This is a genomic window from Nonomuraea sp. NPDC052634 (assembly GCF_040678535.1).
In the GTDB taxonomy this organism is placed as follows: Bacteria; Actinomycetota; Actinomycetes; order Streptosporangiales; family Streptosporangiaceae; genus Nonomuraea; species Nonomuraea fastidiosa.
In genome coordinates, this window is record NZ_JBFATY010000005.1 from 253,820 (window position 1) to 276,008 (window position 22,189).

The window sequence follows — 22,189 nt, forward strand, 5'->3', positions numbered from 1 at the left end:
ACGACAAACTTGGAGGGTGTCCAAGCCCAACCTGGCCCGCAGGGTCGCCCAAGCCGCCGAGATCGCGTTGACCACCCGCAAGTACGTGACGTTCATCGACGTGGTGACGGGCCTGCGCTGGCTGCACACCAGGCACGTGGACGTCTGGCGGCAGGGCCGCGCCGGCACGCTGGCGGAGCTGGCCGCGGTGGACGAGGACCGGCTGCTCGTCACGGCGGGGCTGCTGCGCGAGTGGGCGCTGGCCAAGGGGCTGCGGCCGGTGGAGACCCCGTACGTGGCGGGCACCCGCGACCGCCGCGAGCTGCGCTTCGTCAAGGGTCCCGACCAGGCGCCGTTCCGGGTGCACTGGCTGTCGCCCGACCTGAGCGAGGCCCGGGTGCGGCGGCTCACCGAGGCGCAGAGCAAGGCGCCCGACCTCATGGTGGTGGCCCCGCTTGAGCCGTTCACCTGCGCGTCCTGCGGCGACACCGGCCCCTATCTGATCATGGAGGACGACGAGCCCCACTGCCTGACCTGCGCGGACCTCGACCACCTGGTGTTCCTGCCGTCCGGTAACGCGGCGCTCAGCCGCCGGGCCAAGCAGGAGAGCGGCCTGTCAGCGGTCGTCGTGCAGTACAACCGGCGGCGCAAGGTCTACCAGCGCAAGGGCCTGCTGGTCGAGGAGGCCGCGCTGGCCGCCGCCGAGGAGCGCTGCCTGGCCGACGAGGAGGTACGCCTGCGCCGCCGCGAGCGCGACCGCGTCCGCAGGGCCGAGCAGGACGTCGAGTTCCAGGCGAAGATGGCGGCCGAGATCGCCAGGCTCTTCCCCGGCTGCCCCGAGCCGCGCGCCCGCGAGATCGCCGAGCACGCGGGCCAGCGTGGCAGCGGCCGGGTGGGCAGGTCGGCCGCCGCGAAGGCGCTCGACGAGAACGCGATCACGCTCGCGGTGATCGCCTCCATCCGGCATCTCGACACCGACTACGACCGGCTGCTGATGGCGGGCGTGCCGAGGATGGAGGCCCGCGACCGGGTCAGAGACGTTATCGAACGCAAGCTCGAAGAATTCCGCCGGCCGGGTTAGGGTGAGGCATGAGCGACTGGCATGACGTGCGGGAAGAGCTGCTGGCGTTCGCGCTCGGCCTGCCCGAGGCCCACGAAGACCACCCCTGGGGCGAGACCGTCGTCAAGGTCGGCAAGAAGGTCTTCGTCTTCCTCGGCCTCGACGAGCCCACCGGCAAGTGGCAGCCGGCGTTCACCGTCAAGCTGCTCTCCGAGGCCCACGGCCACGCGCTGACCGTCCCCGGCGCGAAGCCCAGCGGCTACGGGCTGGGCAAGGCAGGCTGGGTGACGGTGCCGTTCATGGCGGAGCTGCCCGAGACCGAGGTGCTGCTCGACTGGGTGGAGGAGAGCTACCGCGCGGTCGCGCCCAAGCGCGCGATCAAGGCTCTCGACGCGCTCTGACCCGTCGCCCCGCCCGCCCTTCACATCCCTTGGGCGCGCCGCGCAGGCGTGCCGTCGCGTGGCCCGGCGACGATGTCCGGGCGACGGCCGCGCGGGCGGCGAGGCGTCAGGTGACGGCGAGGCGGACGGCGTACTTCTCGTCCCGCCACAGCTCCTTGTCCAGCACCTCCAGCAGGGTCGCGGCGGCGTCGTAGACGTCGGTGTAGCCGAGGTAGAGCGGCGCGAAGCCGAACCTGAGCGTGTCGGGCGCGCGGAAGTCGCCGTGCACGCCGCGGTCGATCAGCGCCCGCATGATCGGGTAGCCGTCGGGGTGGCGCAGGCTGATCTGGCTGCCCCGCGCCTCCGGGTCGGCGGGCGAGGCCAGCTCCAGCCGGTCGCCGACCAGGTCGACGAAGAGCGAGGTGAGGGCCTTGCTCTTGGCCCTGACCTGCGCCATCGGCACGCGTTCCCACACGTCGAGCGCCGCGTCCAGGGCCGCGAGCGACAGCACGTGCGGGGTGCTGATCACGAACCTGCGCATGCCGTCGGCGGGCCGGAAGTCGGTCTCGAACGCGAACGGCGCGGCGTGCCCGTGCCAGCCGGACAGCACGTTCTCGGCCGTGCCGTGGTGGCGCGGGTTGACGTAGAGGAAGGCGGGCGCGCCCGGCCCCGCGCTCAGATACTTGTACGTGCATCCGACCGCGAAGTCCACGTCCGAGACGTCCACCTCCATGGCGCCCACGCTGTGGCACAGGTCCCACACGATGAGGGCACCGGCGGCGTGCGCGGCGGCGGTCACCTCGGCCATGTCCCTGCGGGCTCCGGTCCGGTAGTCCACCTCCGAGAGCAGCACCACGGCGGCGTCGGCGAAGCTTCCCTCGGCGAGGTCGCGAATCTCATAGCCGCCGACCAGCCCGGCCAGGCCCTGCACCATGTAGTGGTCGGTGGGGAAGTTCTGGGCGTCGGAGACGATCACCCGGCGGTCGGGCCGCAGCCGCAGCGCCGCCGCCACCGCCTGGAAGATCGCGATCGAGGTGGTGTTGCCCACCACGACCTGGCCCGGTCCCGCGCCGATGAGCGGGGCCAGGCGGTCGCCGAGGGTGAGCGGCAGGTCGTACCATCCGGCGTGGTTCCAGCCGCCGACGAGCTGGCCGCCCCATTCGTCCTCGACCGCGCGCCGCATGCGCTCCGCCGTACGCTTCGGCAGCGCGCCGAGCGAGTTGCCGACGAGGTAGATCACGCCTTCTGGAAGGACGAACTCGTCCTTGAACGCCCGCAGCGGGTCCTGGGCGTCGAGGGCGAGGCACTGGTCGCGATCCACGGGATTCGCTCCTGTTCATGGCGGAATGGTGGCTGTAACGCTGTTCACCCCATTGTGGTACTCCCTGGCGTACCAGTTCTGCACCGGCTCGTGCCGCTCGTCCAGACGGAACGGGCCGCGCGGACCCGCCAGTTCGCCCAGCTCCCCCAGCCGCCGCGTCAGATCGCCGCCCCTGGACAGGGCGGCGTCGATGACCCGCATCGCGTCCCAGCCCTGCAGCGCGACCGCCGACGGGTCGCGGCCGGTCCTGGCCCGCCAGCGGGCGACGAAGGCGGCGTTGTCCGGGTTGTCCAGCGCGGGCGCGTACATGCCGACGCTCGTGATGCCCTCGGCATCGGGACCGATCGCGCGCAGCACGTCCTCGTCGGTCAGGTTCATGGAGGCCAGCAGCGGCACCTTGGCGTCGTAGCCGAGCCGCTTGTACGCCCGGGCGAACGCCACCGCCTCCCCACCCGCGTAGCAGGCGAACAGCAGCTCGGCCTCGTCAGGGACGCGGGCGAGGTACCGCTCGAATTCGGTGACGGTGCCCGGCGGCGTCATGACGCGGGCGATCGGCTCGGCCCCGTAGCCCTCGACGAAGCCACGCAGCGTCTCCTCGCCCGCCGAGTAGCCGGAGGCCATGAGCGCAACGGGCCGCCGGCCGTATCGCTCGGCGGCGTACCGGCCGGCCGCGCGGCCGTGCTCGCGGTTGGTGTACGAGACGCGGAAGACGTGCGGCCCGCCCAGCTCGTCCGCACCGGCGTTGGCGACCACGACGGGCACCGCACCCGCTCCGTCGGCCCCCTCTCCCCCGCCCGGCCCCAGGACGGCCCTTCCGCGTGCTCCCCTGCCCGCCTCATCGGCCACCGCCACCGCGACAGGCGAAGAGATGAGCCCGGTGAGCACGTCGGCGCCCTCGCCGATCAGCCGCCTGGCCTCCTTCCTCGCCCTCTCGGGGCTGCCCGCGTCGTCGGCCACGATCAGCCGGGCGGGCCTGCCGCCCAGCCGTCCGCCGTGATCGTCGAGGTAGAGCCGCATGGCGGTCTCCATCTCGTCGCCGAGCGCGGCGTACACGCCGGTCTGCGTGATGATCGCCCCGACCTCGACCGGCGCAGCGTCGCCGGCCTGCGGCACCGCGCCGCCGCAGCCGGCCGCCATGAGCACCGCCAGCCCGGCCGCCGGCAGCCCCAGCATGGGCAGGCGCATGGGGAGACTCCCTTCAGCCCGGCGACGGTAAGGCCCGCTCCTGCGGGTGGTAGGCGACCGCCTGCATCTCAAAGTCGCCGGCCCGCTTGACGTGCGGGTGCCGGCCTGCGGGCGTGGCCTTGCCGGGCACCCGGAAGGCCCTGGGCGGGGGTCTCACGCGCCGAACACCGCCCGTACCGAGCCGAGGCCCTCGATGCGGGCGTCGAACACGTCGCCGGGCTCGACAGGGACGATCGGGCCGAGCGCGCCGGTCAGCACCACGTCTCCGGCCCGCAGCGCGTAGTCCGTGCGGCCGAGCCGGGTGGCGAGCCAGACGGCGGCGTTGAACGGGTGACCGAGGCAGGCTTCGCCCGAGCCGGTCGAGACCTCCGCGCCGTTACGGGTCATCGTCATCCCCGCCGCCCGCAGGTCGAGCCCGGTCAGCGGCACCGGCGTACTGCCGAGCACGAACGCCCCCGCCGACGCGTTGTCGGCGACGGTGTCGGCCAGCGTGATGTCCCAGTCGGCGATCCGCGAGTCGGCGATCTCGATCGCGGGCAGCGCGAAGTCCACCGCCCTGATCACGTCGGCCACCGTGAAAGGACCGCCGGTGAGGTCGTCGCCGAGTACCAGCGCCACCTCGGCCTCGGCGCGCGGCTGCAGGAACCGCTCGTACGGGACCGGCAGGCCGTCGCAGTAGGACATGTCGGCGAACAGCATGCCGTAGTCGGGCTGGTCGATGCCGAAGCGCTGCTGGAGCTGCGCGTTCGTGACGCCGACCTTCCTGCCGACCAGCCGCCGCCCTTCGCCGAGCGCCCGCCTGGTGTGGATCTCCTGTACGGCGTACCCGTCGGCCGCCGTGCTGACCAGGTCCCTGATCGGTTCGCAGGGCTTGCCCGTACGCGCCGCCTCGGCCAGCCGGTCGGCGGCCTGGGCGTGCACGTCCACTGCCTGGGACCATTCGTCATGCATCGGGCTGCTCCAGTTTGATGGTGATCGTGGTGGGTTCTGAGTAGAAGTCGAGCGACCGGGTGCCGCCTTCCCTGCCGATGCCCGAGAGCTTCACGCCGCCGAACGGCGCCCGCAGGTCGCGCACGTCCCAGGTGTTGACCCAGACCTGCCCCGCCTCCAGGCGCTGGGCGACCCGGTGGGCGCGGTCCAGGCTGGTGGTCCAGACGGTGGCGGCCAGGCCGTACTCGCTGGAGTTGGCGAGGTCGAGGGCCTCGGCCTCGCTGTCGAAGGGCGCGACGTGGCACACGGGACCGAAGATCTCCTCCCGGTTGAACCTCGACCATTCCGACAAGCCTGCCACTACCGTCGGTTCGACGTAGTATCCGCCGTCACGGTGGTCGCCGAACACCGGCACGCCGCCGCCCGCCAGCACCTTGGCTCCCTCCGAGCGGGCCAGGGCGTAGTAGGACAGCACCTTGTCGCGGTGCGCGGCGGAGATCATGGGCTGCGGCTCCACCTCCTGGGCGCGGGCGGCCAGGCGGGCGCAGAACTCCTCGAAGATCGGGCGCTGCACGTACATGCGCTCGGTGCACAGGCAGACCTGGCCGCCGTTGGTGAAGGCCGAGCGGACCGTGCCCTCCACGGCCCTGTCGAGGTCGCAGTCCTCGAAGACCAGCCCGGCGTTCTTGCCGCCCAGCTCGAACGAGATCGGCTTGACCCGCTGGGCCGCCGTCCGCATGATCGCCGCGGCGGTCCTGGTGGAGCCGGTGAATGTCACCGCGTCCACGTCGGGATGCTCGACGAGGAGCTGGCCTGCGGACCCGTGCCCGAAGACGATGTTCACCACGCCGGGCGGCAGCCCCGCGCCGGCGCAGATCTCCGCGAAGACCGCCGCCGAGCCCGGCGTGTGCTCCGACGGCTTGACGACCACGGTGTTGCCGCAGACGAGCGCGGGCGCGAGCTTCCACGTCATCAGCAGGAACGGCAGGTTCCACGGGACGATCACCGCGACCACGCCGAGCGGCCTGCGCACGGTGTAGCTGAGCGTGCCCGACAGGTGGAAGGCCTCCTCCGGCCGCTGGGCGGCCATCTCGGCGAAGGCGCGGAAATTGGCGATGCCGCGCGGCACGTCGAGCGTGCGGGTCTGGTCGAGCGGGTTGCCCGTGTCGGCGATCTCGGCGGCCACCAGGTCGTCGAAGCGCTCCTCGATGCCCTCGGCCAGGCGGCGCATCCAGCCCGCGCGTTCGCCGACGGGCATCGCCGCCCAGTCGCGCGCCGCCTCCCTGGCCGCGCGCACCGCCCGGTCGGCCACCTCGGGATCGGCCTCGTGGACGTGCCTGACCACGAGGCCCGTGACGGGATCGTGGACGGGAAAGCCCGGCCCCGCGGCGACCGGCCGGCCGCCGATGAAATGGGTCAGCACCACGTTCTCCTCATCTCTCCTCCACTTCCCGGTGTCGATCGGTTCGCGGACGGCGGCGGGCCTCGCGGGGCACGGACGGCACGGCACCGGCGACACGACGCGGACTTCACGACGCACACGACGCTGACGACACTGACGACGCTGACGACGCTGACGACGCTGACGACACGGACCCGCCGTTCGCATCGTCTCGCCGGAACGCGGCGGGCGCCATGCGCGATGCTGGTGGACATGCAGACCCGCACCGATCGGATAAGCGCCCACGACGGCACCTTCGACGTACGGACCTGGCTGCCCGAGTCGGGCGGCGGGCCCGGGATTCTCCTGATCCAGGAGATCTACGGCGTCGGCCCGTACATCGAGAAGGTCGCCGCCGAGCTGGCCGCAAAGGGCTACGTGGTGGCCGCGCCCGACCTGTTCTGGCGCATCAGGCCGCACTGGCGAGGCGAGCACACGCCGGAGGGCACCGCGACCTCCATCGAGCTGGCCCGCGACTTCGACCTGGCCCAGGGGGTGGCCGACTGCGCGCTGACGGTGGCCCACCTGCGCGCGATGCCGGAGGTGCGCGGCGGGGTGGGCGCGCTGGGCTTCTGCCTGGGCGGCACGGTCGCGTTCATGCTGGCCACCCAGATCGAGCTGGCGGCCGTGCTGTCCTTCTACGGCTCGGCGGTGCCCGAGTCGACCGGGCTGCTCGAACGCATCGACGCGCCGCTGCTGCTGGTGTTCGGCGGCGACGACCCGTTCATCTCGCGTGATCGGGTGGCGGTGGTGGAGGAGGCCGCGCGGAGCCGTCCGAACGTGGTGATGTACATCGAGGAGGAGGCGGGGCACGCCTTCCACAACAGCGAGGCGCCGATGTTCCACCACCCGGAGGCGGCGGAGCGCGCCTGGCGGGTGGCGCTGGAATTCCTCGACCGGCACCTGCCCGTCTCTTAGGCCCGTCTCTTAGGCCCGTCTCTTAGGCCCGTCTCTTAGGCGCCATGCCTTAAGGGGCGACCGTCCCTTAAGACCTGTCCGAAGGGACATCTTCCGGTATCCCTAGATCATCGCCATCATGGTCGGATGGCACGGACATGGGAATTGTGGGGAAACGTCATAATTGCTGGGACGATTGCACTTCCGCTGGCCTTGCTGGCGATCGTGCTCCTCGCCCGCCATCGCACCCGTTCCGGCCATCCCATGCCCCTGCGCACCTCCGTCGCCGACGTGGGCATCGCGGTCGGGACCGCTCCATGGATCTGGATGATCCTCACTCCCGCGGGCGGCGCCGACGGGGTCTCGCTGGTGCCGTTCAGCGACCTCGCAGACCTCGCCGGAGCGCCGTGGGAGGAGGTGTTGGTGCAGGTCGGAGGCAATCTGCTGGTCTTCGCCGCGCTGGGCGCGCTGCTACCGGTGCGCAGCCGCGCGATGTGCTCGACGGCCAGGGTCGCGGCCCTCGCCGCGGGGTTTTCGGTCATCGTCGAGACGCTTCAGTACGTCCTACGCCTGGGCCGTTTCTCGTCCGTCGACGATGTGCTCCTCAATGCGGCGGGCGCCGCGATCTTCTCTTTGGTTACTCGCCGCTGGTGGGCGGATCGAATACCGGCCCGGACCGTTCCACAGTAACGGTCCGCTAAAACCTCGCGGAATTCACCACTCAGGCACGATCCGTCCAAAATCTGCCCGCGACCATCGCCTGCATCTGTGCGATCGTGGACAAGACGGGGCAAGTTCTCTGGAGACGCCACAACCTGGTTGGTGACAGAGGGTGATCAAAGTTGTCTGAATCCCCGGTACCCCACGAGCCCCCTATCTATCGACGCATCGCCGACGGTCTCCGCGCCCGGATTCATGCCGGCGAGTTGCGCGACGGGGACCGACTGCCGGGCGAGAACGCACTGATGGCCGAATACGCAATCGCTCGAGCCACCGCCAGGCAGGCGCTTGCCGTACTGATCAACGAAGGGCTGGCGGTGCCCAAACGAGGTTCGGGGGTTTACGTGCGGCAGTTCAAACCGATCCGCAGGCACGGCGCACGACGCCTGTCGCGGGAGCAGTGGGGGCAGGGCAGGGCCATCTGGGACGCCGACGCGCGCGGGCGTCCGTTCACCGTTGACCGGGTGGAGGTGGCGTTGGAGCGAGCCGCCGAGGACGTGGCGCGGGTGCTGGACAGCGACCAGGTGTGGGTGCGCAGGCGGCGCTATCTGGTGGACGCGCGGCCCGTGCAGCTCGCCACCTCCTACTTCCCCGCCCACCTGGTCGAGGGCAGCGCGATCACCCTCACCGACACCGGGCCCGGCGGCGTGTACGCCAGGCTCGCCGAGCTCGGCGTGCCCCCTGCCCACTTCACCGAGGAGGTGCGCGCCCGCATGCCGAACCCCCGCGAGAGCAACCTGCTCGACCTGCCGGGCGGCACGCCGGTGATCGTCATCGCGCGGACCGCGTACGCGTCGGACGGGCGGCCGGTCGAGCTGAACGAGATGATCCTGGACTCGGCCGCGTATGTACTCCAATACGACTTCGACGCATGATTCAAGGTGATTTGTCAAGGCAACGTTGACCTGACCCCCGCGATCATTGAATTCTCTAGAGAGGTGGCGCATCTTCTTAAGGGAGATGGAACCTCGCTCGGGGCCCGGGAAGGTGGACAGCGATGTCCTTTGATCGGCACCTCGCCGAGATCGCCCGGGAGCATCCCCAGTGGACCATCTGGCGGAGCGACGCGGGCCGCTGGTGGGCCACGAGACACCATCCGCTGAGCGCGGCGCAGCGCGAGGCAGGATGCGCGATGACCATCGACGCGGACGACCCGGAGGGGCTGCGCGACCAGCTCCGGGACCAGGAGAGGCGGGCCGGCGAGCAGGAACGGGCCGGCCCCGCGCCTCCATGACGCGGGCGGCGGAGCGTCACGCCACCCGCACGCGAGCAGCCCGGTGCCGGGTCCAGCGTCTCGGCGGCCCCGGTACCGGGCCCCCAAATCAGGAGGGGCCACGAACGCGGAAGCCTCCGACCCTATCGGGGGCGGAGGCTTCCGCTCGCACCGCGGTCACTTGTGAGCGGGAGTCTCCGGCAGGCGCACGATGTGCACGTCCGTGTCGTCAGAGACCTCCGTGCCGGCCGGATCGGGGGCCGGCACGGAGGCCGGCTCCGATGCGGTCTCGCCATCCTCGATGATGACCCGCACGTCGTCCTGCGGCTCCTGCGGCGGCTCGATGCCCTGCTGCGGCTGCGGGAGCGCGGGGGAGGTGGAGACCGCCGACTCGGGCACCAGCGGCCCGGCGTTCGACTCGGCCACCATGAGGTCGCCCAGCACCGTGCTGATCTCCGTCAGCCGCCGCACCACCTCCGTGTGCGTGTTGGTGAGGTAGTCGACCCGGCGGCCGGCCTGCTCGTCGATCGCCGCCGCCCGCTGCTGGGCGCCGGTCAGCAGCGCGTCGGCCTCGGCCCGCGCGCCCGAGACGATCTGCTCGGCCTGCGCCTGGGCCGACGCCAGGAGCTGCTCGGACTCCTCGCGGGCGGTGGTGACCAGCCGCTCGGCCTCGGCCCGCGCGTTGGCCAGCGTCTCCTCCGACTCCGTACGGGCGGCGGAAAGCTGCTCCTCGGCGTCGCTGCCCGCCTGGGCCAGCATGCGCTCGGCGGCCTGCGTCGCCTCGCTCACCCGGCGCTCGGCCTCGGCCTGGGCGGAGGTGAGGATCTTGTCGGAGGTCTCGCGCGCCGACGTGACGAGCCGGTCGGCCTCGGTCTTGGCCTCCTCGCGCACCCTGGCGGCCTCGGCCTCGGCGTCCTCCCGCTTGGCCTGGGCCTCCTCCTCCCCGAGCCGGAGGATCTGCGCGAGCCGCGGGCTCAGGTCCTCGTAGCTCTGGGGCGTCTCGACCATCCGCCGCCGGGCCTCGGCCAGCTCGATCCGGCCTTGCTCCGCCTGCTCTATGGCCCGCGCCAGCCGTTCCTCGAGATCCCGTATCTGGTTACGGGTGCGCATCATGTAGTCGTGGACCTGGCGGCGGTTGTAGCCGCGCATGACGACCTCGAAGGTCTCCTCTTGCATCAGATCGGGAAAGTTCTCGTGCTGGTTCATCATGGGGGTTACCTAAGGGTTCGCGTGAGGCGGGGGAAAACTGCGGGTTGTGAGGGTCTGGCGACGAGACGTCAGGAAACGACTTTCCTGCCATCGGCCCACAGCCGCAACCCGAACGCCATACCCCGACCTGGAAATAAGATGCCTCGAATGTACATAGCAGCGTTGGATGGCGGAGCAACCCCAGACATACACCCCGATGCGTACATCGCGCCCGGCGCCGTGGTGGTCGGCCGCGTACGCATCGGACGGGCGTCCAGCATCTGGTACGGCTCCGTTCTCCGCGGGGACGACGAGCGGATCGAGATCGGCGAGGAGTGCAACGTCCAGGACCTGTCGTGCCTGCACGCCGATCCCGGAGAGCCCGCGATACTCGAAGACCGCGTGAGCCTGGGCCACAAGGCCATGGTGCACGGCGCGTACGTGGAGCGCGGCGCGCTGATCGGCATCGGCGCCATCGTGCTGGGCGGCGCCAGGATCGGCGCGGGCACGCTGGTGGCGGCCGGCGCGCTGGTCGGGCCGGGCAAGAAGATCCCGTCCGGAGTGCTGGTCGCGGGCGTGCCGGGGAAGATCGTGCGCGAGCTGACCGACGACGACCGCGCCTCCTTCGCCCGTACGCCGGACAACTACCAGGCCAAGGCGATCAGGCACCGGCAGGCGTCATCACTTTGATCAGCACTTCGTCCGAGACCGACGCCTCGTTGAGCGGATCGGCGTAGTCGGGCAGCTCCGGCCGCAGGAACCGGACGAAGTCGACCGTGAGCTTGAGGTCGGGCGTGCCCTTGACCTGCTTGGCGTTGCCCTTGGCGGCGTCCTTCTTCAGCGTGCTGTAGCTGTCCCAGTCGGTGTAGGCCGTCACCCCCCACTGGAGCACGTCGGGCAGCGTCGAGGGCCAGCGCTTGCCGACCTTCCACGTGCCGCCCTCCTCCTTGTACAGGGCGACGAACACCCGGCCGACCCGGCCGAGCACCAGCTCCACCCAGCCGTCCTTGACCGCCAGCTCCTCCGGCTTGGAGCTGCCGTCCTGGGTGTACTTCACCTCGACCTGGCCGCTCTTCTCCGCGGTGCCGGTGGTGATCGAGACCCAGTTGGGCTTGGCGTACGAGCCGGGCTGGCGGGCCATCAGGCCGCCGAGCGAGAACAGCCGCTTGGGCTTGCCGCCCTTCTTGCCGGTGACCTTGACCTTGGCGTACATGACGATGTCGCCGGCCAGCTCCTGGTAGACGAAGGGCCCGCGGAAGGCGTCGAACCAGGCCGAGGTCTTCGGCTCCAGGTACATCGCGCCCTTCACGGTCTCGTTCACATCGAGCTTGGCGATCCTGTCGATGTCCTTCTCGGTGTCACTGAGCTTGGTCCACATGGACAGATCGGCCGCGTCGTCGAACTCCGTGGACGCCTCGCCCACCTCCCCGCCGGGCGCCGGCGCGGTGGCGTTCTGTAGCGTGAGAATCCCCGGCCCTGAGAGCGTCGGTTGTGCCGGCGCATCCGCACCGCAGCTGGAGAGCACGCTGACGACCGCCACGATCCCTGCAACCTTCGCCCTCATAGCGGCCATTCTGCCGCGAAATGCCGATGGATGATCCACCTTCGCCCAGTACGATGACCGCCGTGCGACCCTGGGATGCCTTCACCGCCACCGAGGCGGAGGTCCGCACCATGGTCGCCGATCCGCGCTGGCAGGGGCTGTCCGTGCCCGACCGCGCCCACGTCCTGGCGGCCCGCATCCTGGTGACCCCCGACGGCGACCGGTGGCTGTTCGGCGCGCACGCGCGCTGGCACCTGTACGACCCCGCCGACGGCCGCTGGCACCTCGCGCCACCGCCCCGCAGGCTGCGGGCCCGGCGCGACGCGCACCAGGCCGCGGCGCTGCCCGACGAGGTGGTGCCGCACGGCTACGACTTCCACGCCGAGCCCGGCTCCACGCAGTCGTTCATCGGTCCCGACGTGCCCGAGGGCCTCACCGAGCAGGTCAGGCAGCTCGTACGCGCCTGCGGCCGCAAGTCGGAGCTGGACTACCCGCTGACGGCCTTCGGCGAGATCTTCGCCTCCGACGTGCCCAGCACGGTCGCCGCCGTGTGGGGCACGATCATGTGGTGCGCGTACGCGCCCGCCTTCGACGGCAACGAGCGGCTGATCACCGTCTTCGGCGAGTATCTGCGCCGGTCGTTGCCCGGCGACGAGTGGGTGCGCTGGCTGCCCGCGCCGCCGCTGCTCGACCTCGCCACGCTCGTCGCCGAGCGGCTGCGGGCCGGGCAGCCGCGCGCGGCGCTCAGGCTGGCCGCCGTCATGGCCGACACCGCGCAGATCCTGCTGCTCGACACCCGCTTCAGGCCGCGCGCGCTGGCGCTGCTCACGATGGTCGAGCCGATGCTGCGCAAGGCCGAGATCGACGAGCCGCACGAGGACGACGCGGCGCTGCGGCAGGCGTGGCTGAAACGCTGCCCGCCCCGGCTGTGCCGGGCGCTGCTCGTCGAGAACGACCCCGAGGGTCACTTCTCCCACTCCGTGTACGACCTCGTGGACGCGCTGTCCTTCATGCCCGACCCGCGCGAGGCGGCGGCCACGTTCCTCGCCGACCTTTCGGACTCGCGCGGCGTGCTGCCGGGGCGGCTGGACCACCGGCTGCGGATGGCGTACGAGGAGCTGCGCCGCGCGGGCCTGACGAGCACCTCGGCGGCCGAACGGACCGAGCCCGAGGGTTTCCCCGTACGCGGGGGCGGCGTGTCCGTGGCGCCCGCTCCCGTCATCGAGGTGGCGCCGCCCGACCGGGCGAGCGCGGCGGCCGTGCTGGGGGCCGCGTACGCGACGGGGCTTGCGTGGGAGCGGCTGACGGGGGCCAAGATGCCCGAGCGCGGGCTGGCGAGCCAGACGGCGCTGGTGCGTAAGATCGTCCACGAACGTGACGACCACCACACAGGTCACATGTAAACCACTAATACCGCTATTTCCACCTTACCTCCCCACTATCGTTTCAACCCTTCCGATAACACCCGATTAGCTGAATTGTGATCTCGGAAACGGGAAATGATCCCCCTGGGGCCCCCTAGGCGACGAAAGGAATGACTCCGATGGGCCATGTCGCCGGAAGGGCCCGCGCCGTAACCTCGTAGAGGGTGTGGGCTGCGGAAGGAAGGACGACGCGGTGGGGCACGATGACCTGGACTCTCGGGTCCACGACCGTGTCGCGTTGGACGAGATTGCGCTCTACGCCGAGGTGCTCACGGCCGTGGCCGGTAGCGAGCGGCGGCTGACCTTGGACGAACTCGACGACGCGCTCGGATTGCGGACTTCGGCGAGCCGCTGAAGAACCATCACGATTACTAGCCCCGGGGACCTAGTTCCCGGCCCAAGGGGGTCGGGAACACCGGTTTCCGGGGTTTCACATAACTAGTCATTCCGCCACTCGGACTATCCCCCTCACGGATGAGCCCTCCCCTCTCCCAAAACGATCTTCCCGGCACGCCAGACCGAACGCGGGCGCGCACACTCGGACCATCCCCTCAGACACGAGCCCGCCCCACCCCCTGAGCGACCTTCACACGCCAGGCCGGACACGGGGCGTGTGCGTCACGGCCGCGCTGAGGGCGTCACGGGCGGCACGGGCATCAGGCGCGGAGGCGGAGGCCCCACAGCACGACCGCACAGACCGGGCCGGGCGAAGGCGTCAGGAGCGGACGAGGCGGGCGATGGCCGCGGAGGCCTCCTTGACCTTGGCATCGGCCTCAGGGCCGCCGGTGGCGATGGCGTCGGCCACGCAGTGGGAGATGTGCTCCTCGAGCAGCCCCAGCGCCACCGCCTGCAGGGCCCTCGTCGCCGCGGAGACCTGGGTCAGCACGTCGATGCAGTAGGCATCGTCGTCGACCATGCGCTGCAGGCCCCGAATCTGCCCCTCGATTCGCCGCAGGCGGGTGAGATATGCCTGCTTGTCTCCGCTGTACCCATGCATGCTTCTACGGTACCCGTAAGAGGTATGGCCCAGGTGATCTAGCGAAGCCCGGAGATGAGCTTCTCCCACTGTTCGGCGATCTCGTCGGCCGAGTGCCGCAGCGCCGTGTCGCGCGCCCCGGCCGCCAGCGACCGCCGCCGGCGCTCGTCGTCGATCAGCGCGAGCAGCGCCGCCGCGAACATCGAAGGGTCGTCCTCGGGCACCAGCACGCCGTTGTAGCCCGTCGCGACGAACTCCCTGGGCCCCCTGGCCCCCTCGTACGCCACCACCGGCACCCCGCAGCCCATCGCCTCCAGCACCGCCATGCCGAGGTCCTCGCTGCGCGAGGTGCTGGCCACGATCGACGCCTTGGCGAACTCGCCCGCGAGGTCGGGTGTGGTGCCCATGAAGTAGACGTGGTTGTGCAGGTTCAGCTCCCGCACCAGCGAGCGCAGCAGCCGCTCCTCCGGGCCGCCGCCGTACAGCCGCAGCCGCCAGTCGGGCCGCTTGTCGGCCACGATCGCGAACGCCCTGATCAGCCGGTCGTACGCCTTGACCGGCACCCACCGGCCGCCGGCGGCCACGATCCTGTTGTCCATGCGCGAGCGCGGCCGCGGCCCGCAGGGCAGCGCGTCGAGCACGCAGTGGACGGGCGGCCCGCCGTCGTCGAGCAGCCTGGTCCACTCCTCCTGCGCCGACTCGGTGGCCGTCACGACGGCGTGCAGGCGCGGATAGTAGCGCTTGACGGGGCCCGGCACGGCCGGCCTGCCCCACTCGCGGGCGATCTTGAGGGTCTCGCGCGGCGCGTGCCTGGCCACCTGCACGCCGATGCCCGGCCTGGTCGTGATCACCACGTCGGATCTGAGGTTGCGCAGCACCCGCCAGAGCGCGACCTCCGTACGCACCTGGCCGCGCGGCAGCAGGTGGCGCACGCCGGGCCTGGCGTCCACCACGCTGCGCAGTGAGACCTTGGAGCTGATGGGGAAGAACGGCTTCTCCTTCTGCCGCCTGACGCTGATCACCTCGACGTCGTGGCGTTCGGCCAGGGCCGTGGCCAGGTTCAGCATGGCGCGCACGTCACCGCGCATACCGTACGCGGAGGCGAGCACCAGGCTGATCCTCATCCGCCGACCTCGATCCGCAGCTCGTCGTCGGCGGTGTAGCAGGGCTTGATCAGCACGCCGTCCACCCGGGCCGACGGGTAGTGCAGCCGGCGCCGCTTGCCGTCCACGTCGTCGAGGCGTGAGCCGAGCCGCAGCGCCGTGGGCACGTCCTCCACTTCGAGCACCGGCTCCCACGTGCCGGAGCCCGCGGCGCCCTCCGGGTCGGCGGCCAGCACGTCCACCAGCGACACGGCCGCGTGGAAGCGCACTCCCTGCACGGTCGCGTTGCCTTTCAGCCGGGCGCCGGTCTGCCTGCGGCTGAGCGTCAGCACGGCCTCGTGGCGCGAGTCGTCGTCCTCCAGGCCGGTGTAGGCGAGCAGGCCCATCACCTCGAAGCGGCCCTCCCTGAACCAGACCGAGCGCACCTCCGCCACCGGCTCCGCCTCGGAGATCTTCAGCGCGAGGTAGCCGTTGCGGGTGCGGTAGGAGCGGTAGGCGAGGGTGCGGCGGCACAGCGCGTACGCGTCGAGGTGGTCGAGCGAGAAGCCCGGGTCGATGCTGCGCAGCCTGGTGCGCTTGCCGCCGCGGCGCAGGTAGGCGTCCCACCGGCCGGCGGTGAGGCCGAGCGGCTCCAGCGACACCGCGAGCGAGGCCTCGCGCGCCCGGGCGCCCGGCGTGCCGAGCCGCACGGCGCGTTCCACGCCCGTGGTGCGGTGCCGCAGAACGAGTTCGGTGCCTTCCTCCAGAGGTCCGTCCATGGCGAGGCGCAGGGAGAGCACGTCGGCAAGGGTGACTTCGGCGTCTGTGACGACGACGCCCATCACTAGCCCCCTCCCCGTCCGAATAGAGCCATGCGACGTTGAGGTTACCGTGATTTTCCCGTTATGTGGATGCCGGATTTCTTCCTGTCACGTGCGTTGACATGCGACTCCTCCACATCAGGTGTGGAGGAGTCCGACATGTCGCGGTCAGGACGGGCTCTTGACTGACTTGATCAGGAGCTGCGCGACGTCCACGACCTCCAGCGATTCCTTGGCCTCGCCGTTGTTCTTCTTCTCGTTGATCGCGTCGCCGAGCATGACCATGCAGAAGGGGCAGGCGGTCGAGACCGTGTCAGGGTTCGTGGTCAGCGCCTCGTCCACGCGCTCGGTGTTGATGCGCTTGCCGATGCGCTCCTCCATCCACATGCGCGCGCCGCCCGCGCCGCAGCAGAAGCCGCGGTCCTTGTGGCGGTGCATCTCCTGGGTCTGCACTCCGGGCACCTTCGCCATGATGTCGCGCGGCTGGGAGTAGACCTTGTTGTGGCGGCCGAGGAAGCACGGGTCGTGGTAGGTGATCTTCTCCTCGATCGGGGTGATCGGGGTGAGCTTGCCCTCATCGACCAGCTTGGCCAGCAGCTGCGTGTGGTGCACGACCTCGTACGTGCCGCCGAGCTGCGGATACTCGTTGGCGAGCGTGTTGAAGCAGTGGGGGCAGGTGGCCACGATCTTCTTGACGCCGGCCTCGTTGAGCGTCTCGATGTTCTGCTGGGCGAGCATGTTGAACAGGTACTCCATGCCCAGCCGCCGCGCCGGGTCGCCGGTGCACGCCTCCATCGGGCCGAGCACCGCGAACTTGACGCCCGCGATGTGCAGCAGCTCCGCCACGGCCTTGGTGGTCTTCTTGGCCCGGTCTTCGAGCGCGCCCGCGCAGCCCACCCAGAACAGGTATTCGGCGTCCTCGGGCATCTTGTCCTCGACGACCTCGACCTCGAAGTCGAGCTCCTCGATCCAGTCGGCCCGCTTCATCTCGGACATGCCCCACGGGTTGCCCTTGTTCTCCAGGTTCTTGACCATCACTCCCGCCTCGGACGGGAACGACGACTCCACCATGACCTGGTAGCGGCGCATGTCGAGGATGTGGTCGATGTGCTCGATGTCCACCGGGCACTGCTCGACGCAGGCGCCGCAGTTGGTGCACGACCACAGCACGTCTGGGTGTATCACGCCTTCCTCGCCGACCAGCGGCTTCTCCAGCAGCGCGAGCACGTCGGCGTCCTTGTGCTCGACGCCGTTCTGCGCGGCCATCAGGTACGGCGCCACGGCGAAGGCGTGGTCGCGCTGGTCGAGGATGAGCATCTTCGGCGACAGCGGCTTGTCGGTGTTCCACGCCGGGCACTGCGACTGGCAGCGGCCGCACTCGGTGCAGGAGTAGAAGTCGAGGAAGCCCTTCCACGTGGTGTCGGCGATCTTGCCCCGGCCGAGCCGCTCGGGGTCGAGGTCCTCGTCTTCGAAGTCGACGGGCTTGCCGTCCACCCGCAGCTCCGGCGCGCCGCCGAGCCCGTCGGGGCGGCGGGAGAACAGCACGTTGAGCGGCGCGGTGAAGATGTGCAGGTGCTTGGAGTTCACCACGATGATGAGGAACACCAGCATGAAGCCGATGTGCAGCAGCAGCCCGATCTCTTCCAGCAGCGCGCTCTGCGGAAGCACGTCGCCGAGCGCCAGCGAGACGAACGCGCCCGAGGAGTAGGGGAAGTTGCCGTTGGCCGCCGCGGCGCCCCTGGCCAGGAAGAGGGTCCAGATGATGTTGAAGATCATGAACAGGACCAGCCAGGCGCCGCCCAGGTGCGAGCCGGAGAAGCGGGAGCGCCGGCCGAGCTGCTTGGGCGAGTTCTTGACCCGGATGACCGCGAACGCGACCAGGCCGAGCAGGCAGGCCACCGCGATGAAGTCCTGCAGGAAGCCGAGCACGCCCCAGGTGCCGATGAGCGGGATGTGGAAATTCGGCCGCCCGGTGATCGCGCCCTGGATGATCGCGCCGTACGCCTCGATGTAGACGGTCAGCAGGATGAAGAACGCCCACATGACGAAGAAGTGCGCGACGCCCGACGGCGTCCACTTGAGCAGCTTCTTCTGGCCGAAGACCTCGACGAGCTGCGCCTTGATCTCGTCGCCCACGTGAGTCTTGGCGTACTCGATCCGCTCGGGCGCGGGCGGGCCCACGGTGGCGAGCTTGTACAGGAACAGCACCCTTCGACCGGCCACGGCCACCGCCAGGACGGTCATGACGAGCCCGATGATGGCAACCCAGAGCACGGGTCCTCCCACAGACGACGTTGGCTGTCAGCGTACGGTCACCCGCTGCGCAGGCATAGGCCGATCCTACCCACGAGTAACTTTACTGGCTCACGCGACATACCCTAAGGTCGCCGCCCATTCTAGAACAATGCTCTACCCGTAGAAGTAGCGCTGAATCGTCGGCGCCAGCAGCTCGACCAGCTCCTCGATGCTCGCGCTCGCCAGGGGCTCCAGCTTGAGGACGTACCTACCCATGATCACGCCGAACATCTGCGCGAAGGCCGCCTCCACCCGCAGATGCGGCACCCCCAGACGGTCGGCCACCTGGTAGAGCAGCGCGTGCAGGATGAACTCGCGGAACATCGTCGCGGCCTGCTCGTTGGTCATCGCCGAGCGCAGCAGCGCCACCATCGGCTCGCGCATCTCCGGCTCGGCCGTCACCCGCAGCAACATGCCGACCAGCCGCTCGCCGATCTCCTCGCGCGGCCCCTCGAGCAGCAGCGGAATGACCTGCTCGGGCGTGATCGGCAGCTGCATGGCCGCGGCGAACATGCCCTCCTTCGTGTCGAAGTAGTGGTGCACGAGCGCGGGATCGACGCCGGCCTCGCGCGCGATGCCGCGTACGGTCGCCTTGTCGAAGCCCTTCTCCGCGAACACCTTCCGCGCCGCCGCCAGGATCTCGCCGCGCGTGTCCACCGCGCCGGGCCTGCGCCCCGGCCGCCGCCGCTGCGCGGTCATCGCCTCGCCCCGCTTCTCGCGCCCGTCGCCGGGCGGCGCTGTGCCCCGCCGGTCCGTACGCCCGGCAGCGAGGGGCGCCCGCCCGTTTCCAGGCAGCGCGTCACCGGCCCACCGCCAGGTAGACCCGCATCGGCACCGACAGCACGCCCTCGGGAAAGGCCGCGCGCAGCTCCGCCCGCCGCCGCGCCACCACCTCGTCGGCCCGCTCCGGCGACAGCGCCGCCATGTACGAGTGAGAGCGCAGGTCGAGCAGGAAGTGCTCGATGCCGACCAGCCGCGTCCACGGGATCCAGCGCTCCCCCACCACCTCGAAGGCCGACGCGATCGGCGGCACCGACCACTCCTCCACGGCGGGGCCGTAGTAGGTGGGCACCTCCTCGGCCAGCCTCGTCTCGTACGCGGCCAGCCAGTCGGCCTGGGACGCGTGGTTGAAGTTCCAGCAGCCCACGATCGCGCCGCCGGGCCGCAGCACCCGCCGCGCCTCGGCGATGGAGGCGGCCGGGTCGAGCCAGTGCCACGACTGGGCGTACATCACCAGGTCGGCCACGCCGTCGGTCAGCGGCAGCGCGTTACCGTCGCCCAGCACGGCCGCGAGCGGCGCCTCCTCCCCGCCGGCATAGCCGTCCTCGCCGCCGCCCTGCCCGGCCTGCCCGGTGCCCTGTCCGGCTCGCCGGGCACGCCCTCGCTCGTCCTGCGCGCGCCCTCGACCGGCTCCCCGTCCGCCCGATTTGGCGACGAGGTGCGCAAGCATCGGCTCGCCGGGATCCACCGCGATCACCCGCGAGCCGCGCGCCCGCAGCGCCCGCGTCATGATGCCGGTGCCCGCACCCACGTCGACCGTCGTCGCGCCGTCGAGCTCGACGCCCGACACCTCGGTCATCGCGCGGTAGACCTCGTCGGGATAGCCGGGCCGCCCCTCGTCGTAGGCGTCGGCCACCCGGTCGAACGTCCGCGCCAGGTCCTTGAGCGGCCCGCTCACGTGGACGCCGCCAGGTGCAGCCGGGCGAAGGCCAGCCCTTCCGCGAGGTCGTCGATGCGCTCGGTGCGGCTGGCCGCCTTCCTCGTGTTGATCTCAAGGACCACGAGCCCGGAGTAGCCGTTGCCGGCCAGCCGCTCCAGGATCTGCGCGCACGGCTGGTTGCCCCTGCCGGGCACGAGGTGCTCGTCCTTGTTGGTCACGCCGATGCCGTCGGCCAGGTGGAGGTGCGCGAGCCGGTCGCCGAGCTTGGTCGCCATCTCCATGGCGTCGGAGCCCGACACGGCGGTGTGCGACAGGTCGAGCGTGACCTGGGGGAAGTCGTAGTCGATCGGGTTCCAGTCGGGTGCGTACGGCACCACGTCGTTGCCCCTGGCGCGCAGCGGGAACATGTTCTCCACCGCGAACGTGATGTCCGTCTCGTCGCGCATCCTGGCCAGCCCGGTCTCGAACTCGCGCGCGTACTCGCGCTGCCAGCGGAAGGGCGGGTGGACCACGACCGTGGACGCGCCGAGCCGCTCTGCCGCCTTCTGGGCCCGCAGCAGCTTGGCCCACGGGTCGCGCCCCCACACCCGCTGCGTCACCAGCAGGCAGGGCGCGTGGATGGCCAGGACGGGGACCTCGTAGTGATCGGAGAGCCGCTCGATCACGTCGATGTCCTGGCTCACGGGGTCGGCGCCGACCATGATCTCGACGCCGTCGTAGCCCAGGCGGGCGGCCAGCTCGAACGCGTCGGGAGTGCGTTCCGGATATACCGAGGCGGTGGACAATGCGATCTTCGCATTGGGCACGCGGATGACATCAGCCACGTAGCCAGCCTAAGCCGGAGAAGCCGATCTGGCGCGTCAGGCCCTTCTGCCCTGTCCGTATGTGCCTTCTGCCCCGTACAGACGAGCCGTACCGACGGCCTGTCCGGACGAGTGCGCGAAAGGCCCTAGCGTGGAACGCATGCCACGGATCGTGAAAGGCGCCATCCCCAGCCCGAACATCTGGAACACCCCGCAGATCTACGAGCTGGAGAACCGCGCCGTCGATCCCGACGGCGCCGCCGACGCGGCCATGCGCGCGCTGCGCCCCTGGGCCGGCGCCACGGTGCTCGACATCGGCTGCGGCACCGGCTACCACCTGCCGATCCTCGCCGCCGAGGCGGCGCGGGTGATCGGCGTCGAGCCGCACGGCGACCTGGCCGCGCTGGCCCGCCGCCGCTGCGCCGCGCTGCCCAACGTGACCGTCCACACCGCCGCCGCCCAGGACCTGCCGCTGCCGGACGCCGGGGTGGACGTCGCCATCGCGCGCTGGGCGTACTTCTTCGGCCCCGGGTGCGAGCCAGGGCTGCGCGAGCTGTCGCGGGTCATGCGCAGGGGCGGCGCCGCGTTCGTGGTGGACCTCGACGCGACGCGGGGCGCGTTCGGCCGGTGGTTCTCGCGTACGGTGCCGACCTACTCCGCGCGCGAGGTCGAGGCGTTCTGGGACCGGCACGGCTGGCAGCGCAGGCCGCTCGACCTCAGAATGGTCTTCCAGCGCAGGGCCGACCTGGAGGCGGTGCTGCGCATCGAGTTCGCGCCCGAGGTGGCCGAGCAGGCCATCGCCGAGACGCCGGGGCTGGAGCTCGACTACCCCAACGTGCTGCGCTGGCGCTACTTCTGAACGCTTGACCTTGACACGAGTGTCAACGTTTAGCCTGGCCGCATGCGCATCGGTGAGCTGGCGGAACGCACCGGGGTGAGCACCCGCTCCCTCCGTTACTACGAGAAACACGGGCTGCTCCACGCCCGCAGGGCGTCCAACGGCTACCGGACCTACACCGAGGACGACGTCAGGCTCGTCTCGGAGATCCGCGCCCTGCTCCAGATCGGCTTCACCCTGGAGGAGACGCGGCCGTTCGTCGACTGCCTGCGCCGTGGTCACAGCACCGGCGGCTCCTGCGCCGAGTCGGTCGCGGTCTACGAGCGCAAGCTCAACGAGATCGACCGGGAGATCCGCGTGCTGCTCGCGCGGCGCGCCGAGGTGGCCGCCCAGCTCGCCCAGTCCTGTCCTGGTTGCTTCGTAAGGGGATGAA

General features: G+C 70.7%; 24 protein-coding genes. 10 read left to right on the forward strand and 14 right to left on the reverse strand.

The genetic code is table 11. The features are described from left to right. Positions 1-16: 16 nt before the first annotated feature. Both AB0K67_RS23580 and AB0K67_RS23585 read left to right on the forward strand, forming a co-directional pair. Positions 17-1,060, forward strand: coding sequence for a DUF2293 domain-containing protein (locus AB0K67_RS23580; RefSeq protein WP_364063880.1), 1,044 nt, complete (start codon positions 17-19; stop codon positions 1,058-1,060). An 8-nt stretch (positions 1,061-1,068) separates the two neighbouring features. Further along, entirely contained in the window at positions 1,069-1,440 is a 372-nt protein-coding gene (locus AB0K67_RS23585) for an MmcQ/YjbR family DNA-binding protein (protein WP_364063882.1), read from the forward strand. 106 nt (positions 1,441-1,546) lie between these two features. Here the strand turns inward: AB0K67_RS23585 and kynU are convergent, their stop codons facing one another. From kynU to AB0K67_RS23610, 5 genes are read right to left on the reverse strand one after another with little or no spacing between them, the layout of a single operon-like run. After that, positions 1,547-2,740 carry a kynureninase gene (gene kynU, locus AB0K67_RS23590; RefSeq protein WP_364063885.1) on the reverse strand — a complete coding sequence of 398 codons (1,194 nt, stop codon included), beginning with the start codon at positions 2,738-2,740 and terminating at the stop codon, positions 1,547-1,549. Positions 2,741-2,755: 15 nt separating this feature from the next. After that, positions 2,756-3,925, reverse strand: coding sequence for an ABC transporter substrate-binding protein (locus AB0K67_RS23595; RefSeq protein WP_364063887.1), 1,170 nt, complete (start codon positions 3,923-3,925; stop codon positions 2,756-2,758). A gap of 13 nt (positions 3,926-3,938) precedes the next feature. Next, positions 3,939-4,082 (reverse strand): hypothetical protein, encoded by a 144-nt coding sequence (locus AB0K67_RS23600; protein WP_364063890.1) that lies wholly within the window; start codon positions 4,080-4,082, stop codon positions 3,939-3,941. Beyond that, positions 4,079-4,876, reverse strand: coding sequence for a fumarylacetoacetate hydrolase family protein (locus AB0K67_RS23605; RefSeq protein WP_364063893.1), 798 nt, complete (start codon positions 4,874-4,876; stop codon positions 4,079-4,081). The genes AB0K67_RS23600 and AB0K67_RS23605 overlap by 4 nt, the downstream gene beginning before the upstream one ends. After that, positions 4,869-6,281: an aldehyde dehydrogenase family protein gene (locus tag AB0K67_RS23610; RefSeq protein ID WP_364063895.1), complete on the reverse strand. Its 1,413-nt coding sequence runs from the start codon at positions 6,279-6,281 to the stop codon at positions 4,869-4,871. The genes AB0K67_RS23605 and AB0K67_RS23610 overlap by 8 nt, the downstream gene beginning before the upstream one ends. A gap of 228 nt (positions 6,282-6,509) precedes the next feature. Between AB0K67_RS23610 and AB0K67_RS23615 the strand changes: the two genes are divergently transcribed. The 4 genes from AB0K67_RS23615 (at position 6,510) to AB0K67_RS23630 (ending at position 9,147) form a co-directional block, all read left to right on the forward strand. Then, positions 6,510-7,214, forward strand: a complete 705-nt coding sequence (locus AB0K67_RS23615) for a dienelactone hydrolase family protein (RefSeq protein ID WP_364063897.1) — start codon at positions 6,510-6,512, stop codon at positions 7,212-7,214. Positions 7,215-7,340: 126 nt separating this feature from the next. After that, complete coding sequence (locus tag AB0K67_RS23620) at positions 7,341-7,883, forward strand: VanZ family protein (protein ID WP_364063900.1); 543 nt, start codon at positions 7,341-7,343, stop codon at positions 7,881-7,883. Positions 7,884-8,035: 152 nt separating this feature from the next. Further along, positions 8,036-8,788 (forward strand): GntR family transcriptional regulator, encoded by a 753-nt coding sequence (locus AB0K67_RS23625; protein ID WP_364063903.1) that lies wholly within the window; start codon positions 8,036-8,038, stop codon positions 8,786-8,788. 122 nt (positions 8,789-8,910) lie between these two features. Continuing rightward, entirely contained in the window at positions 8,911-9,147 is a 237-nt protein-coding gene (locus tag AB0K67_RS23630) for a hypothetical protein (protein WP_364063906.1), read from the forward strand. Between the two features lie 156 nt (positions 9,148-9,303). Here AB0K67_RS23630 and AB0K67_RS23635 read toward each other — a convergent pair whose 3' ends face one another. Then, positions 9,304-10,335, reverse strand: a complete 1,032-nt coding sequence (locus tag AB0K67_RS23635; RefSeq protein WP_364063909.1) for a hypothetical protein — start codon at positions 10,333-10,335, stop codon at positions 9,304-9,306. 138 nt (positions 10,336-10,473) lie between these two features. Here AB0K67_RS23635 and AB0K67_RS23640 point away from each other — a divergent pair, with 138 nt between their 5' ends. Further along, positions 10,474-11,004 carry a gamma carbonic anhydrase family protein gene (locus AB0K67_RS23640; protein ID WP_364063912.1) on the forward strand — a complete coding sequence of 177 codons (531 nt, stop codon included), beginning with the start codon at positions 10,474-10,476 and terminating at the stop codon, positions 11,002-11,004. Here the strand turns inward: AB0K67_RS23640 and AB0K67_RS23645 are convergent. Next, on the reverse strand, positions 10,976-11,878 hold the full coding sequence (locus AB0K67_RS23645; protein WP_364063915.1) for a hypothetical protein: 903 nt from the start codon (positions 11,876-11,878) through the stop codon (positions 10,976-10,978). The two genes, AB0K67_RS23640 and AB0K67_RS23645, sit on opposite strands and share 29 nt — an antisense overlap. A gap of 53 nt (positions 11,879-11,931) precedes the next feature. Between AB0K67_RS23645 and AB0K67_RS23650 the strand changes: the two genes are divergently transcribed. Next, entirely contained in the window at positions 11,932-13,260 is a 1,329-nt protein-coding gene (locus tag AB0K67_RS23650; RefSeq protein WP_364063918.1) for a hypothetical protein, read from the forward strand. A 736-nt stretch (positions 13,261-13,996) separates the two neighbouring features. Here AB0K67_RS23650 and AB0K67_RS23655 read toward each other — a convergent pair. The 7 genes from AB0K67_RS23655 to AB0K67_RS23685 all read right to left on the reverse strand — a co-directional run bounded on the left by AB0K67_RS23655 (position 13,997) and on the right by AB0K67_RS23685 (position 20,939). Next, a complete protein-coding gene (locus AB0K67_RS23655) occupies positions 13,997-14,278 on the reverse strand; it encodes a metal-sensitive transcriptional regulator (RefSeq protein ID WP_049560737.1) in 282 nt (93 codons plus the stop codon). A gap of 38 nt (positions 14,279-14,316) precedes the next feature. Continuing rightward, the gene (locus tag AB0K67_RS23660) at positions 14,317-15,381 is read right to left on the reverse strand and encodes a glycosyltransferase (protein ID WP_364063922.1); all 1,065 of its coding nucleotides are present in this window, start codon (positions 15,379-15,381) and stop codon (positions 14,317-14,319) included. Beyond that, a complete protein-coding gene (locus AB0K67_RS23665; protein ID WP_364063925.1) occupies positions 15,378-16,181 on the reverse strand; it encodes a hypothetical protein in 804 nt (267 codons plus the stop codon). Before AB0K67_RS23665 ends, AB0K67_RS23660 begins: the two co-directional genes overlap by 4 nt. Positions 16,182-16,328: 147 nt before the next feature. Next, complete coding sequence (locus AB0K67_RS23670; protein WP_364063928.1) at positions 16,329-18,434, reverse strand: (Fe-S)-binding protein; 2,106 nt, start codon at positions 18,432-18,434, stop codon at positions 16,329-16,331. A gap of 135 nt (positions 18,435-18,569) precedes the next feature. Then, positions 18,570-19,154: a TetR family transcriptional regulator gene (locus AB0K67_RS23675; protein ID WP_364063931.1), complete on the reverse strand. Its 585-nt coding sequence runs from the start codon at positions 19,152-19,154 to the stop codon at positions 18,570-18,572. Positions 19,155-19,254: 100 nt separating this feature from the next. Beyond that, positions 19,255-20,133, reverse strand: a complete 879-nt coding sequence (locus AB0K67_RS23680; RefSeq protein ID WP_364063934.1) for a class I SAM-dependent methyltransferase — start codon at positions 20,131-20,133, stop codon at positions 19,255-19,257. Then, positions 20,130-20,939, reverse strand: coding sequence for a sugar phosphate isomerase/epimerase (locus tag AB0K67_RS23685; protein WP_364063937.1), 810 nt, complete (start codon positions 20,937-20,939; stop codon positions 20,130-20,132). Before AB0K67_RS23685 ends, AB0K67_RS23680 begins: the two co-directional genes overlap by 4 nt. A 139-nt stretch (positions 20,940-21,078) precedes the next feature. Here AB0K67_RS23685 and AB0K67_RS23690 point away from each other — a divergent pair, with 139 nt between their 5' ends. Together AB0K67_RS23690 and AB0K67_RS23695 are read left to right on the forward strand one after the other, a co-directional pair. After that, entirely contained in the window at positions 21,079-21,777 is a 699-nt protein-coding gene (locus tag AB0K67_RS23690; RefSeq protein WP_364063940.1) for a class I SAM-dependent methyltransferase, read from the forward strand. A 42-nt stretch (positions 21,778-21,819) separates the two neighbouring features. Continuing rightward, the gene (locus AB0K67_RS23695; RefSeq protein ID WP_364063943.1) at positions 21,820-22,188 is read left to right on the forward strand and encodes a MerR family transcriptional regulator; all 369 of its coding nucleotides are present in this window, start codon (positions 21,820-21,822) and stop codon (positions 22,186-22,188) included. Position 22,189 lies beyond the last annotated feature (1 nt).